Genomic DNA, 14,591 nt, shown 5'->3' on the forward strand with positions numbered 1-14,591 from the left:
AGCTCCTTACTTAGTACAGAGAGTGGGTGTTGTTTTCAATATCTTCTTTGGTGATGCGACCGAACATCTTCCAGTAACACCAACTGGTGTAGAGCAGAATGATCGGTACAAACACCGCCGCAACCCAGGTCATCAGGTTCAATGTTCTCTGGCTGGAGGTGGCATCCCACATTGTCAGACTTGCGTTCATCATGGTGCTGGATGGCATCACAAACGGGAACATTGCGATACCGGCCGTCAGGATGATGCAGGCCAACGTCAGTGAAGAGAAGACGAACGCCCAAGCCCCTTTCTCCATACGAGAAGTCAGGATGGTCAGCAGCGGCAGGGCTACGCCCAGAGCCGGAACCAGCCACAGGATAGGTGCATTGTTAAAGTTCACCATCCATGCGCCCGCAACACGCGCCACTTCTTTAGTCATCGGGTTAGAGGCTGCGTGGTGATCCAGAGCGGAAGTCACAACATAACCGTCAATACCGTACATCACCCAGACACCTGCCAGCGCGAAGCACACCAGAGTGACCAGCGCTGCAACCTGAGAGGTCGTACGTGCACGCAGGTGCAGTTCACCCACGGTACGCATCTGCAGATAGGTCGCGCCCTGGGTGATGATCATACCCACACTCACAACACCGGCCAGCAGACCAAACGGATTCAGCAACTGGAAGAAGTTACCGGTGTAGTACAAACGCATGTACTCATCCATGTGGAACGGAACCCCTTGCAGCAGGTTACCGAACGCGACACCAATGACCAGCGGCGGAACGAAGCTACCAATGAAGATGCCCCAGTCCCACATGTTGCGCCAGCGCATGTCTTCAATCTTGGAACGATAATCAAAACCGACCGGACGGAAGAACAAGGACGCCAGTACGAGGATCATCGCCACATAGAAACCGGAAAACGCAGCGGCATACACCATCGGCCAGGCAGCGAACAATGCGCCACCTGCGGTGATGAGCCAAACCTGGTTACCGTCCCAGTGTGGGGCGATGGAGTTAATCATAATTCGACGCTCGGTATCATTACGACCGAGGAAACGGGTGAGCATGCCCACCCCCATGTCGAAACCATCAGTGACTGCAAAACCAATCAGCAGAATGCCAACCAGCAGCCACCAGATAAAACGCAATACTTCATAATCGATCATTTGACGACTCCTGTCTTAGCGTGCCGGCTGAGAAGTCACAGTGGACTGCTCGTAGTGATAACGACCGGTTTTCAGGCTGCTCGGGCCAAGGCGTGCGAACTTGAACATCAGGTACAGTTCAGCCACCAGGAACAGGGTATACAGGCCGCAAATCAACAGCATCGAGAAGATCAGATCGCCCGCAGTCAGCGACGAGTTCGCCACGGCTGTCGGTAACACTTCACCAATCGCCCACGGCTGACGCCCGTACTCTGCAACAAACCAACCAGACTCGATGGCAATCCACGGCAGCGGAATCGCATATAGCGCCGTACGCAGAAGCCATTTTTTCTCGCCGATACGGTTACGAATCACGGTCCAGAAGGAGACAGCGATAATAGCCAGCATCAGAATGCCGCACGCCACCATGATACGGAACGCAAAATACAGCGGCGCCACACGAGGAATAGAATCTTTCGTTGCCAGCTGAATTTGCGCTTCGGTCGCATCGGTCACTTTATCGGTATAGCGTTTCAGCAGCAGACCGTATCCCAGATCTTTCTTCATGCTGTTGAACTGGTCGCGAACGGCCTGATCGGTGGAACCCGCACGCAGTTCTTCCAGCAACTGATACGCTTTCATCCCATTACGGATGCGCTCTTCGTGCTGCACCATCAGATCTTTCAGACCAATGACCGGTGTATCAACGGAGCGGGTGGCAATGATGCCCAGCGCGTAAGGGATTTGAATTGCAAAATGGTTTTCCTGCGCATCCTGGTCCGGAATACCGAACAGCGTAAAGGATGCTGGTGCAGGCTGGGTTTCCCACTCTGCTTCAATCGCGGCAAGTTTGGTTTTCTGCACATCGCCCATTTCGTAACCGGACTCATCACCCAGAACGATAACAGACAGAATGGCAGCCATACCAAAGCTGGCTGCGATAGCAAAAGAACGCTTAGCAAACGCGAAGTCACGACCGCGCAGCATGTAGTAAGAGCTGATACCCAGAACGAACATCGCGCCGCAGACATAACCAGACGCTACAGTGTGAACAAATTTCACCTGTGCAACCGGGTTAAGCACCAGTTCAGAGAAGCTCAGCATCTCCATGCGCATGGTTTCGAAGTTGAAATCCGCTGCGATTGGGTTTTGCATCCAGCCGTTCGCAACCAGAATCCACAGCGCGGACAGGTTAGAACCCAAAGCCACCAGCCAGGTGACGCACATATGCTGGACTTTACCCAAACGGTCCCAGCCGAAGAAGAACAGACCTACAAAGGTGGATTCGAGGAAGAAGGCCATCAAGCCTTCGATCGCCAGCGGCGCACCGAAAATATCCCCTACATAGTGGGAATAGTAAGACCAGTTAGTCCCGAATTGGAACTCCATGGTCAAACCGGTAGCCACACCCAGAGCGAAGTTGATACCAAACAACTTGCCCCAGAACTTGGTCATATCTTTATAAATCTGTTTGCCGGAAAGGACGTAGACCGTTTCCATGATGGCCAACAAGAACGCCATACCGAGCGTCAGTGGCACAAACAGGAAGTGGTACATCGCGGTCAAGGCAAACTGTAAGCGCGACAGTTCGACTATATCTAACATCATGACTCCTTGCTCATCGCATGAAGACTCCGAGAGTGAACCCCGTTAGAAAGGGTCACACGCATGCCCCAATACAAATTTATTTGCTTCCTTCCGCCGTCGCTCTTTCTTCTCATTTGAAGAAAGGACAATGTTGAAAAGTTACAAACATGTTAATAAAACACTCAAATTGATCCCGCAATTATATTACGCCGTAAAATCCTTACAATAAACAGGTTTTTATCGAGACAAATTTGCATTTTTCGATAGTGATCAATTTATAGCTAATTTACCACTTTCAGACCAATTTGATCTGCAGCAATTTAACCTCTTTTGTGCATGTTTACCAAGTTTTAAACATTGATTTAAATCAATTTTCAACTTTAATGTTAATGATGTTTGCCATGACGGTGATTAGTAAAAATCATGTTAATTTCTTGTTTTACAATAAGTAAGCGGAGTTATCATAAATGATAGGTTATTAATTAAAATCTACACGATCTTTTAACTCACCGAGACGGTAAAATTCAGGGGGGTAGATAAAGAGTCACTCTTGCTAGGTAGCTCACAGATTTTTTTTAGCAAGCTTTATAATCGTTATTTTATACAAATAATTAATTTTAATTTTACTTATAATTAACACCCAAATGTAACTATCTCAACCGGAAGCGAAACGCGGCTGTATTCACTAGCTCAATGAAGTGAGTCAGCTGTGCGCGCAGAACCCAACCTTTACCTCTCTCAATACATCACCATTAGTTATAGGTTCAGCCTCCTCTTCGCTTACACACTAAAGATTAAATATGTTCAGAACAATCTATTATCATTTTTATCTTAAATTTAACAAAAGGCAATTTTGACATATAAGATTAATAAATAAAAAAACGTTATGTCGTTCACAAGTTATTTAGTGAATTTAATTTTTTAAATTATTAAAAGCACCACCTAAAAATCGCGCACAACAAAATAAGATTTTGATCACAAAGATGGCAAGTTATTTATTCTCAAATTTAATAACGAAATGAAATCACAACAAAAAACAATCCACAACCAATTGATTTTACACAGATTTAATAAAAAGCAATTATAACAATCATTTTAATCAGGATATTTTGAAAATAGATCAATTGCTTCCTTTTCAGCTTCCACAGAAACTCCAAACCTATTAAAAGGTTGCCACAAACCATGTACTAAATATTAAAAAATAATTTTTACTTATTGACCATCAGCCCTACAGAGGATTACCCATGAAGAAATCTACACTTGTTATTGGCGTTATCGGTGCTGACTGCCATGCAGTAGGCAATAAAGTTCTGGATCGCGTTTTTACCTCCCATGATTTTCACGTAATCAACCTCGGGGTGATGGTGAGTCAGGATGAATATATTGATGCCGCGATTGAAACCGGCGCCGATGCCATCGTGGTGTCATCTATCTACGGCCACGGCGATATCGATTGCCTGGGTTTGCGTGAGCGCTGCATCGAACGTGGCCTCGGCGATATTCTGCTCTACGTTGGCGGCAACCTGGTTGTCGGTAAACACGACTTTGCAGACGTGGAAGTGAAGTTTAAAGAGATGGGCTTTAACCGCGTCTTCGCACCAAGCCACGATCTGGAAGATGTCTGTGCGCTAATCACCAATGACATTCACCAACACAATGGCCTCGAGCAGCGTTGCCTGGAAGAGGCTATCTGATGCAAACAGTTTCTGTCGATATCGGCTCGACATGGACCAAGGCGGCCCTCTTCGCTCATGAAGGGGATGAATTAACGCTGGTAAACCATGTCCTGACCCCAACCACCACACATCATCTGGCAGACGGTTTTTTTGCCAGCCTGAATCAGGTGCTGAATGTTGCCGATGCTCGCCCGTTACTGAAAAGTGGTGAAGTGCAGTTGAAGTACTCCTCGTCAGCCAAAGGGGGACTCGCGGTTGCAGCAATGGGGCTGGTGCCTTCTATTACGCTGGAATCGGCAAAAGTTACCGCCCATTCGGCTGGCGCAAAAATCGCGCAATATTATTCGTACAAGCTGAACCGCCATGACATTCAGGAGCTGGAAACATCACCACCAGACATCCTGTTATTTACCGGCGGCACGGATGGCGGTGAAGAGAGCTACGGTCTGGCTAATGCGCGTGCGCTGGCCGAGTCAAAGCTTGATTGCTCCATTATCTACGCCGGGAACCGAGACATTCAAGACGATGTTCAAACAATCCTGGGACATAAAGATCTGACCACGGTAGATAACATCCTGCCCGATCTTGACCACCCCAATCCGTTTGCTGCTCGTCAGGCCATTTGCGATGTGTTTTTGTCCCGCATCGTCAAAGGCAAAGGCCTGGACGTTATCGTCGGCGAAACCGGCGAAGACCCCATGCCGACGCCATGGACAGTTTACGAGTTAGTCAAAGCTATTAGCGATTACGACAGCGCATGGAAGGAATTCATGCTGATTGATATGGGCGGAGCCACCACGGATGTCTATTCAGCCAGTGCGAATACCCTCTCCCCCGACACCGTCCTGCACGGCGTCCCTGAACCTTTCGTCAAACGTACCGTTGAAGGCGATCTGGGAATGCGCGTTTCCGCCGTCGTAGTGGGAGAAAGCACGCAGGAAATGGTGAAAGTTATCTTCGCCCAACAACCGCAGCGCGAGGAAGCGTTTTACCGCTATCTACGTCATCTGGTTGGGCAACCAGATTACCTGCCACTCAGCGAGGAAGAGAAATATTTCGACACCCTGCTGGCAGGTTTATGCGTGGGCTATGCCGCTGAGCGCCACGCGGGCACTAAAAAGCAGGTTTGCACCTGCGTGGGTAACGTGGATTTACAGATGGGTCGCGATCTCACTACCGTACGCAAAGTCGTCGGTTCAGGTGGATGGCTCTCTCGTGCCAGCCAGTTTGATATTCATAACTGGCTTAAATATCGGGAGTTGGACGACCAGGGTAAAAGAATTCTGTTACCGAATCAGTTTGAGTATTACCGCGATTCATATGGCCTGCTCCCTCTGCTGGCAAACGTCGCCAGGCTGTACCCGCAAGCCGCTGCTCGCACCAGCATTCAGTGTTTAACCCTATAAAACTTAAGGCAGCTACGAATGGAACTTCGAAACAAAAAACTGACCCATGATGAATTTATGACCGAAAGGCTGCAGGTGTTACAAACCTGGGAGACCGGCAAAGACGTTGAGAACTTCGAAGATGGCGTGAAGTACCAGCAAACAATTCCAGATCAGAAGCGCTTCTCCCTTGCGCTGTTGAAGGCCGATCAAGAAGGTAAAACCCTGAGCCAGCCGCGTGCAGGCGTTGCATTAATGGATGAGCACATTGAACTGCTTAAAACGCTGCAGGAAGAGTGCGACCTGCTGCCCAGCACCATCGATGCCTATACCCGCCTGAACCGCTATGAAGAAGCCGCCGTCGGGATCCAGAAATCCATCGAAGCGGGCACGTCCAAGCTGAACGGTTTACCGGTCGTCAATCACGGGGTTGCTGCCTGCCGCCGTATGACTGAATCGCTGGATAAACCAATCCAGGTTCGCCACGGTACCCCGGATGCGCGCCTGCTGGCAGAAATTGCCATGGCCAGTGGCTTTACCAGCTACGAAGGTGGCGGTATCTCCTACAACATCCCTTACGCCAAGCGCGTCACTCTGGAAAAATCCATCCGTGACTGGCAGTACTGCGATCGTCTGATGGGACTGTATGAAGAAAACGGGATTCGTATTAACCGTGAGCCATTTGGCCCACTGACCGGCACTCTGATCCCACCGTTTATGTCCCACTCAGTCGCGATCATCGAAGGTCTGCTGGCGCTGGAACAGGGCGTGAAGTCCATTACCGTAGGCTACGGCCAGGTCGGTAGCCTAACGCAGGATATCGCCGCCATTCAGGCGCTGCGTGAACTGTCTCACGAATACTTCCATAACCACGGTTTCGAAGACTATGAGCTGAGCACCGTATTCCACCAGTGGATGGGCGGATTCCCGGAAGATGAAGCGAAAGCCTTCTCCGTTATCGCCTGGGGTGCGGCAGTGGCTGGCATGTCTGGCGCCACAAAAGTGATCACCAAGAGCCCGCACGAAGCGTTCGGTATCCCAACGGCGGCAGCTAACGCCCAAGGTCTGAAAGCGTCACGCCAGATGCTTAACATGGTTAGCGACCAGAAATTCCCACAATGCGCAGCCGTGGAGCAGGAAGTTGATCTGATTAAGAGCGAAGTCCGCGCTGTACTGAAGAAAGTCTTCGAGCTGGGTAATGGCGACATTGCACGCGGTACCGTGCTGGCCTTTGAGGCTGGCGTACTGGATGTGCCTTTCGCACCTGCCGCCTGTAACGCCGGTAAAATCCTGCCGGTTCGCGATAACTCAGGCGCCATCCGTATTCTTGAAGCGGGCTCCGTTCCGTTGCCGAAAGATATTCTCGCCCTGCACCACGACTATGTCGCAGAGCGCGCCCACTTTGAAGGCCGCAAGCCTTCTTTCCAGATGGTCATTGATGACATCAACGCCGTATCCCACAGTAAATTAATAGGAAGACCATAATGAAAATTAAACAGGCCCTTTTCACAGCTGGCTACTCCTCATTTTATTTTGACGACCAGCAGGCCATTAAAGACGGCGCAGGTCACGATGGGTTCATTTATACCGGTGCCCCGGTAACGCCTGGATTTACCTCTGTTCGTCAGGCGGGTGAATGTGTTTCGGTTCAGTTGATTCTGGAAAACGGCGCGGTGGCGGTCGGTGATTGCGCAGCCGTACAGTATTCTGGTGCAGGCGGTCGTGACCCGCTGTTCCTGGCAGAAAACTTTATCCCGTTCCTCAACGATCACATCAAACCGCTGCTGGAAGGCCGTGACGTCGATGCGTTCCTGCCGAATGCCCGTTTCTTCGACCAGTTGCGTATTGACGGCCATCTGTTGCATACCGCCGTCCGTTACGGTCTGTCTCAGGCGCTGCTGGATGCCGCTGCGCTGGCTACCGGTCGTCTGAAAACAGAAGTGGTTTGCGATGAATGGCAGTTGCCGTGCGTCCCGGAAGCGATTCCTTTATTTGGTCAGAGCGGTGATGACCGCTACATCGCCGTCGACAAAATGATCCTCAAAGGCGTGGACGTCCTGCCGCACGCGCTGATCAACAACGTAGAAGAGAAGCTGGGCTTTAAAGGCGAAAAACTGCGTGAGTATGTGCGTTGGTTGTCTAACCGCATCTTAAGCCTGCGTACCAGCGATCGTTATCACCCAACGCTGCATATTGATGTGTACGGCACTATCGGTCTGATTTTTGATATGGACCCGGTTCGTTGCGCCGAATACATCGCCAGCCTGGAAGCAGAAGCACAGGGTCTGCCGCTGTACATTGAAGGTCCGGTTGATGCCGGTAACAAACCGGATCAAATCCGCATGTTGACTGCAATCACCAAAGAACTGACCCGCCTGGGTTCCGGCGTGAAAATCGTGGCTGATGAATGGTGTAACACCTATCAGGATATCGTCGACTTCACCGATGCAGGCAGTTGCCATATGGTGCAGATCAAAACCCCGGATCTCGGCGGCATTCACAACATCGTTGACGCGGTGCTGTACTGCAACAAACACGCCATGGAAGCCTACCAGGGCGGTACCTGTAACGAAACCGAGATCAGTGCTCGCACCTGCGTACATGTCGCGCTGGCTGCGCGTCCAATGCGCATGCTGATCAAACCGGGTATGGGCTTCGATGAAGGTCTCAACATCGTGTTTAACGAAATGAACCGTACCATCGCGTTGTTGCAGACTAAGGATTAAGAAATGGCTCGCACATTTAAGATCTTATCGCCTACAGCTATTCTGGGTTATGGCTTCCCGGAAGAGAGTTTTCGTAAAGCCATGGAAGAGTCGCCGGATCTTATTGCTGTTGACGCAGGTTCCTCCGATCCTGGCCCCCACTACCTTGGGGCCGGTAAGCCTTTCACTGACAGGGCCGGTGTGAAACGCGATCTGCGCTATATGATCGTGGCAGGCGTTAAGAACAACATCCCGGTGGTGATCGGTACCGCTGGTGGTTCAGGTGCCGCTCCGCATCTGGAGTGGTGTCGCCAGATAATCCATGAGATTGCGCAGGAAGAAAAACTGTCCTTCTCAATGGCGCTGATCCCGTCTGATGTCGACAAAGAGGTCGTTCATCAGGCGCTGGATAACGGCAAAATCACTGCGCTCGATTTTGTCCCTGAACTGACTCACGAGGCGATCGAAGAGAGCACCTACATCGTCGCGCAGATGGGTGTCGAACCTTTCCAGCGTGCGCTGGAAGCGGGTGCTCAGGTGGTACTGGGCGGACGAGCCTACGATCCTGCCTGCTTTGCCGCACTGCCGATTATGCAGGGCTTTGATGAAGGTCTGGCGCTTCACTGCGGTAAGATCCTTGAGTGTGCTGCTATTGCCGCCACCCCGGGCTCCGGCTCAGATTGTGCGATGGGGATCATTGACGACAACGGCTTTACGCTGAAGGCGTTCAATCCAAAGCGTAAGTTCACTGAAACTTCCGCCGCAGCGCACACCCTGTATGAGAAGTCCGATCCGTACTTCCTGCCGGGACCGGGCGGCGTGCTGAACCTGAAAGCGTGTACCTTTACTGCGGTAAACGACGGTGAAGTGTATGTCAGCGGTTCACGTCATGAAGAGACGCCATATGCGCTGAAACTGGAAGGTGCGCGTCAGGTTGGTTTCCGCTGCCTGACCATCGCCGGAACACGCGACCCGATTATGATTGCCGGGATTGACACCATTCTCGAAGAGGTACAGGCAAGCGTGGCCCGTAATCTGTCTCTGAATGATGACAGTATCCGCATGACGTTCCACCTGTACGGTAAGAATGGCGTGATGGGCAATCATGAACCGATTAAAACCGCCGGTCATGAACTGGGGATTTTACTGGACGTGGTCGCGCCAACGCAGGATATCGCCAACAGCGTGTGCTCGCTGGTGCGCTCTACCCTGCTGCACTACGGCTATGAAAATCGCATTGCGACTGCGGGCAACCTCGCTTTCCCGTTCTCGCCATCTGATATTCAGAGTGGTCCTGTTTATGAGTTCTCAATCTATCACCTGATTGAAGCGAGCGATGCACTGCGTTTTGATTTCCACATTGAACAGGTGACGCCAGAAGGAGTTCAGGCATGAAACACTCAATTTGTTCACTGGCGCAGGTGATTCGTTCCAAAAACGCCGGACCGTACGAATTGGTTTTAGATATTTTATTTAAAACCAAAGAAGACTATCTGCGAGTTAAAGCCTGCGAGCAATTAACACCGCAGCTTATTGCTGGCTTATATAATGTTAAACCTGAGTTTATTCACAATATTGTCTGGTTTGACCCAGCAAATGCAGTAAAAATCGTCATGCCGCGCGATATTATTTCCGGCAATGTCGGTGACAATGATGTTTATGGCGCGCAGCAACACGCACCATTATTAAGTATTGAGTTCGATTTGTAATAAAAAACACAATAACAACCATTGGAGCACAGAATTCAGCGGTATCACAGTGCTTCGAAGTATTCATGCGGTTGGTCACAACAGGCGTGCGCCTGAGCTACTGTTCCGGCTCAGTTGCGCGCCACCCTACACAATTTTCATTACCAGCCTTTATCCGATATGGAGTACACATGAAGAAAATTAGTTTAACGAAGATGATCATATTAGGCCTAATACTCGGCATGATTGCCGGGGTGGCCATAAATAATATGGCTGCGGCTGAAACAGCAAAATCTTATGCAGCAGATATTTCCATTTTCACCACCATATTCTTACGTATGGTGAAAATGATTATCGCGCCATTGGTTATCTCCACGCTGGTTGTCGGTATTGCCAAAATGGGCGATGCCAAAACTCTGGGACGTATATTTTCTAAAACTTTTTTCCTGTTTATTTGCGCCTCACTGGTGTCAATTGCACTGGGCTTGGTTATCGTCAATATCTTCCAGCCAGGTGCGGGCATTAACTTTGTTCCGCATGACGTAGGCGCTGTTGCTGCCGTTAAGTCAGAGCCGTTCACGCTGAAAGTGTTTATCTCTCATGCGGTGCCGACCAGTATCGTTGACGCGATGGCACGTAACGAAATCCTGCAGATCGTGGTGTTCTCAATTTTCCTCGGTTGCAGCCTGGCCGCCATTGGCGAAAAAGCCGAGCCTATCGTGAAGGTTCTGGATTCACTGGTACACGTGATGCTGAAGCTGACTGGTTACGTCATGCTGTTTGCACCGCTGACCGTTTTTGCTGCTATTTCAGGTCTGATTGCCGAACGTGGTCTGGGTGTGATGGTGAGCGCCGGGATCTTCATGGGTGAGTTCTACCTGACACTGGGTATGCTGTGGGCCATCCTGATTGGCCTGTCGACAATGATTGTCGGTCCTTGCATCAGCCGTCTGACCAAATCCATTCTTGAACCGGCGCTGCTGGCCTTTACCACCTCCAGTTCTGAAGCCGCCTTCCCGGGCACGCTGGATAAACTGGAGAAGTTTGGCGTCTCTTCCAAAATTGCCAGCTTCGTGCTGCCTATCGGTTACTCGTTTAACCTGGTCGGCTCCATGGCCTACTGCTCCTTCGCCACTGTCTTTATTGCCCAGGCGTGCAACATCGAACTGAGCATGGGCGAGCAAATCACCATGCTGTTGATCCTGATGCTGACCTCCAAAGGGATGGCGGGTGTACCGCGTGCGTCAATGGTCGTTATCGCCGCTACGCTGAACCAGTTCAACATTCCGGAAGCCGGTCTGATCCTGCTGATGGGCGTCGATCCGTTCCTTGATATGGGTCGTTCTGCCACCAACGTCATGAGTAACGCCATGGGCGCTGCCATTGTCGGTCGCTGGGAAGGTGAACACTTCGGCCAGGGTTGTCGTGGCACTGCACCAGTGAAAACCCCGGAACAGGAACGTCCGGTTACTGAAACGGAAGTTGCTTTGTCTTGATAGTTTTATAACTGCGATCTGTAGACCGGATAAGGCGTTTACGCCGCTATCCGATAAGAGAGCCACACCTGATGGCGACGCAAAGCGTCTTACCAGGTCGATAAGGTTTTTCCGGTCTACGGATCTTTTTTCACAACACCAACAGGAATACACAATGAACAAAACACTTCTCGGCGTGAGTCTTTTTTCTTTCAGCGTCTTGTTTAGCGCAACCACGTTCGCGCAAACCACGCCGGATTACGCCAAACTGATTGAACAGGCACACCAGAAATATAAAAGTAACAATGATGGAAAAGTCGCCGACTACATCCCTGCCCTGGCGACCTATAGCCCGAAAAATTTTGCCATCACCATCGCCACGGTTGACGGTAAAATCTACCAGGTTGGCGATGTCAACAAACCCTTCCCGATGGAATCCCTGAGTAAAGTCTTCACCATGGCGCTGGCCATGGAGCAGCACGGCCCGCAGGTGGTTCTGGATAAGCTCGGCGCTAATGCCACCGGTATGCCATTCAACTCAGGTTTAGCCGTTGAACTGACCAAAGGCGCACCGGAAAACCCACTGGTTAACGCCGGCGCGATGAGCACCGTTAGCCTGATTGAAGCCAAAGACAAAACCGATCGCTGGAACAAAATTCTCGACAACCTGAACGTCTGGGCAGATGCCACGCTCACCGTTAACGAACCGGTTTTCAAATCTGAGATGGAAACTAACCAGCACAATCAGGCGCTGGCGAAGCTGATGGAATCCTATAACAGCTTCTATGGCAACACCGACGAAGCCGTTGAAATTTATACCCGTCAGTGTTCAGTCGATATCACTGTGGAGCAACTGGCCAAAATGGGTGCGGTACTCGCCAACAAAGGCAAATCTCCGTTCAACGGCAAGCAATTACTGAATGAAAAATATGTTCCGCAGGTGCTGGCAGAAATGGCCATTGCCGGATTGTACGACGGCAGCGGTAAGTGGCTGTACACCGTCGGCATCCCTGCGAAAAGCGGCGTCGGCGGCGGAATGGTTGCTGTTGTCCCGGGTGAATATGCAATTGCCGTCTATTCTCCGCCACTGGATGAAGCCGGTAACAGCGTTCGCGCCCAGCAAACTATCGAATATGTCGCCGAAGCGACAAAAGCCAACGTCTTTTTAGCGAAATAAGCTCGCGCCGGAGGTATCCGGCCTACTCGCTGAAGCTTCTCCGGCCTGCAAATTGTGCATTTTTGTAGGCCGGAACCGACGTTACCTAAAAACCTAAAGGTGAGAAGTAAAAATGTCTAAACCATTTGTCTGGCAGGAGCTCTTTGTTCAGAGTAAAGATAATACAGAATATGAATTACTCACTAACCAATACGTTACGGTAACAGAGTTAGACGGAGAGGAAGTGATCAAGGTGGCACCTGAGGCGTTAACCTTGTTAGCACAGCAGGCATTTTATGAAGCATCTTTTTTCCTGCGCGCCGGACATTTGAAACAGGTAGCCAGCATTCTGCACGATCCTCAGGCCAGCAGTAACGATAAATACGTCGCGCTCCAGCTGCTGCGCAATGCAGAAGTCTCCGCCAAAGGCGTACTGCCCAACTGCCAGGACACCGGCACCGCGACCATTGTCGCCAGCAAAGGACAGCAGGTATGGACCGGCGGCGATGACGCCGAAGCATTAAGCAAGGGCGTGTATACCACCTTCACGGAAAACAACCTACGCTACTCACAAAACGCCGCGCTGGACATGTACACCGAGGTCAATACTCAGACTAACCTGCCTGCACAAATTGACATCAGCGCCACGCCGGGTAACGAATACCGATTCCTGTTCGTCAACAAAGGCGGCGGCTCAGCCAATAAAGCAGCGCTGTTCCAGGAAACCAAATCCATTCTACAGCCGGAAAAGCTTACCGCCTTCCTGATCGAAAAAATGAAATCGCTGGGAACCGCTGCCTGCCCGCCGTATCACATCGCGTTCGTGGTCGGGGGACTCTCCGCCGATCAATCGCTGAAAGTGGCGAAGCTGGCCTCAACCAAATATTACGATAATCTGCCGACCTGCGGGAACGAACTGGGTCAGGCGTTCCGCGATACGGCGCTGGAAGCCGAGTTGCTCAATGCCAGCCGTGAGTTTGGTATTGGCGCACAGTTTGGCGGTAAATACTTCGCGCATGACATTCGCGTGATTCGCCTGCCACGCCACGGAGGCTCCTGCCCTATCGCCATGGCCCTCTCCTGCTCGGCCGACCGCAACATTAAAGCCAAAATTAATAAGCACGGTATCTGGCTAGAAAAACTTGAACACAATCCTGGCAAATTTATTCCCGATTCTCACCGTGTAGAAAACAGCGGCCAAACCGTGCAGCTCAATCTCGATCGTCCGCTGCGAGAGATCATGCACGATCTCTCGCAACTGCCGATAGGCACTCGGCTGTCGCTCAGTGGCCCGATTGTTGTCGCCCGCGATATCGCCCACGCCAAGATCAAAGAGCGTCTGGATAACGGCGAACCCATGCCGGAGTACATGAAAAATCATATCGTTTATTACGCAGGTCCTGCCAAAACGCCTGGCAATATGGCCTGCGGCTCAATGGGCCCCACTACCGGCGGGCGCATGGACGGTTACGTCGATGCTTTCCAGGCAGCGGGCGGCAGTCTGATCATGTTGTCAAAAGGCAATCGCAGCAAGCAGGTGACCGATGCTTGTCACACGCATGGCGGGTTTAACCTTGGCAGTATCGGCGGCGCGGCGGCCCTCCTGGCCCAACAGTATGTGAAGAGTCTGAACTGCCTTGAATATCCGGAACTGGGTATGGAAGCGGTCTGGATGATGGAAGTCAAAAATATGCCTGCCTTCATATTAGTGGATGACAAAGGCAACAACTTCTTTAGTCAGTTTGAGCAGCAACATCGCTGCACAACCTGCCCTGCCGGTCATTAAGGAG

General features: G+C 50.9%; 11 protein-coding genes. 9 read left to right on the forward strand and 2 right to left on the reverse strand.

Annotated elements, in window-relative coordinates:
• Positions 1-10 precede the first annotated feature (10 nt).
• The gene (gene cydB, locus E4Z61_RS09930) at positions 11-1,150 is read right to left on the reverse strand and encodes a cytochrome d ubiquinol oxidase subunit II (protein WP_135322616.1); all 1,140 of its coding nucleotides are present in this window, start codon (positions 1,148-1,150) and stop codon (positions 11-13) included.
• A gap of 15 nt (positions 1,151-1,165) precedes the next feature.
• The gene (gene cydA / locus E4Z61_RS09935) at positions 1,166-2,734 is read right to left on the reverse strand and encodes a cytochrome ubiquinol oxidase subunit I (protein ID WP_135322617.1); all 1,569 of its coding nucleotides are present in this window, start codon (positions 2,732-2,734) and stop codon (positions 1,166-1,168) included.
• A 1,226-nt stretch (positions 2,735-3,960) separates the two neighbouring features.
• Here cydA and glmS point away from each other — a divergent pair.
• The 9 genes from glmS (at position 3,961) to E4Z61_RS09980 (ending at position 14,587) form a co-directional block, all read left to right on the forward strand.
• On the forward strand, positions 3,961-4,410 hold the full coding sequence (gene glmS, locus E4Z61_RS09940; RefSeq protein WP_096757824.1) for a methylaspartate mutase subunit S: 450 nt from the start codon (positions 3,961-3,963) through the stop codon (positions 4,408-4,410).
• On the forward strand, positions 4,410-5,798 hold the full coding sequence (gene glmL, locus E4Z61_RS09945; RefSeq protein ID WP_135322618.1) for a methylaspartate mutase accessory protein GlmL: 1,389 nt from the start codon (positions 4,410-4,412) through the stop codon (positions 5,796-5,798). The genes glmS and glmL overlap by 1 nt, the downstream gene beginning before the upstream one ends.
• A gap of 18 nt (positions 5,799-5,816) precedes the next feature.
• The gene (locus E4Z61_RS09950; RefSeq protein ID WP_135322619.1) at positions 5,817-7,262 is read left to right on the forward strand and encodes a methylaspartate mutase subunit E; all 1,446 of its coding nucleotides are present in this window, start codon (positions 5,817-5,819) and stop codon (positions 7,260-7,262) included.
• A complete protein-coding gene (locus E4Z61_RS09955; protein WP_135322620.1) occupies positions 7,262-8,503 on the forward strand; it encodes a methylaspartate ammonia-lyase in 1,242 nt (413 codons plus the stop codon). Before E4Z61_RS09950 ends, E4Z61_RS09955 begins: the two co-directional genes overlap by 1 nt.
• 3 nt (positions 8,504-8,506) lie before the next feature.
• Positions 8,507-9,877 (forward strand): acyclic terpene utilization AtuA family protein, encoded by a 1,371-nt coding sequence (locus tag E4Z61_RS09960; protein WP_135322621.1) that lies wholly within the window; start codon positions 8,507-8,509, stop codon positions 9,875-9,877.
• Positions 9,874-10,191, forward strand: a complete 318-nt coding sequence (locus tag E4Z61_RS09965) for a DUF4387 domain-containing protein (RefSeq protein ID WP_135322622.1) — start codon at positions 9,874-9,876, stop codon at positions 10,189-10,191. Before E4Z61_RS09960 ends, E4Z61_RS09965 begins: the two co-directional genes overlap by 4 nt.
• A gap of 170 nt (positions 10,192-10,361) precedes the next feature.
• On the forward strand, positions 10,362-11,666 hold the full coding sequence (locus E4Z61_RS09970; RefSeq protein ID WP_135322623.1) for a dicarboxylate/amino acid:cation symporter: 1,305 nt from the start codon (positions 10,362-10,364) through the stop codon (positions 11,664-11,666).
• A gap of 154 nt (positions 11,667-11,820) precedes the next feature.
• On the forward strand, positions 11,821-12,822 hold the full coding sequence (gene glsA / locus E4Z61_RS09975; protein WP_135322624.1) for a glutaminase A: 1,002 nt from the start codon (positions 11,821-11,823) through the stop codon (positions 12,820-12,822).
• A 112-nt stretch (positions 12,823-12,934) separates the two neighbouring features.
• The gene (locus E4Z61_RS09980) at positions 12,935-14,587 is read left to right on the forward strand and encodes a class I fumarate hydratase (RefSeq protein WP_135322625.1); all 1,653 of its coding nucleotides are present in this window, start codon (positions 12,935-12,937) and stop codon (positions 14,585-14,587) included.
• Positions 14,588-14,591 lie beyond the last annotated feature (4 nt).

The sequence above is a fragment of the Citrobacter tructae genome, from assembly GCF_004684345.1.
Classification (GTDB): domain Bacteria; phylum Pseudomonadota; class Gammaproteobacteria; order Enterobacterales; family Enterobacteriaceae; genus Citrobacter; species Citrobacter tructae.

What these genes read in the sequence shown, in the direction of transcription:
- E4Z61_RS09955 (WP_135322620.1), top strand. Translation starts at nt 7,262, where the DNA reads ATGAAAATTAAACAGGCCCTTTTCACAGCTGGCTACTCCTCATTTTAT.
- glmL (WP_135322618.1), top strand. Translation starts at nt 4,410, where the DNA reads ATGCAAACAGTTTCTGTCGATATCGGCTCGACATGGACCAAGGCGGCC.
- E4Z61_RS09970 (WP_135322623.1), top strand. Translation starts at nt 10,362, where the DNA reads ATGAAGAAAATTAGTTTAACGAAGATGATCATATTAGGCCTAATACTC.
- E4Z61_RS09965 (WP_135322622.1), top strand. Translation starts at nt 9,874, where the DNA reads ATGAAACACTCAATTTGTTCACTGGCGCAGGTGATTCGTTCCAAAAAC.
- glsA (WP_135322624.1), top strand. Translation starts at nt 11,821, where the DNA reads ATGAACAAAACACTTCTCGGCGTGAGTCTTTTTTCTTTCAGCGTCTTG.
- cydB (WP_135322616.1), bottom strand. Translation starts at nt 1,150, where the DNA reads ATGATCGATTATGAAGTATTGCGTTTTATCTGGTGGCTGCTGGTTGGC.
- E4Z61_RS09960 (WP_135322621.1), top strand. Translation starts at nt 8,507, where the DNA reads ATGGCTCGCACATTTAAGATCTTATCGCCTACAGCTATTCTGGGTTAT.
- E4Z61_RS09980 (WP_135322625.1), top strand. Translation starts at nt 12,935, where the DNA reads ATGTCTAAACCATTTGTCTGGCAGGAGCTCTTTGTTCAGAGTAAAGAT.
- E4Z61_RS09950 (WP_135322619.1), top strand. Translation starts at nt 5,817, where the DNA reads ATGGAACTTCGAAACAAAAAACTGACCCATGATGAATTTATGACCGAA.
- glmS (WP_096757824.1), top strand. Translation starts at nt 3,961, where the DNA reads ATGAAGAAATCTACACTTGTTATTGGCGTTATCGGTGCTGACTGCCAT.
- cydA (WP_135322617.1), bottom strand. Translation starts at nt 2,734, where the DNA reads ATGTTAGATATAGTCGAACTGTCGCGCTTACAGTTTGCCTTGACCGCG.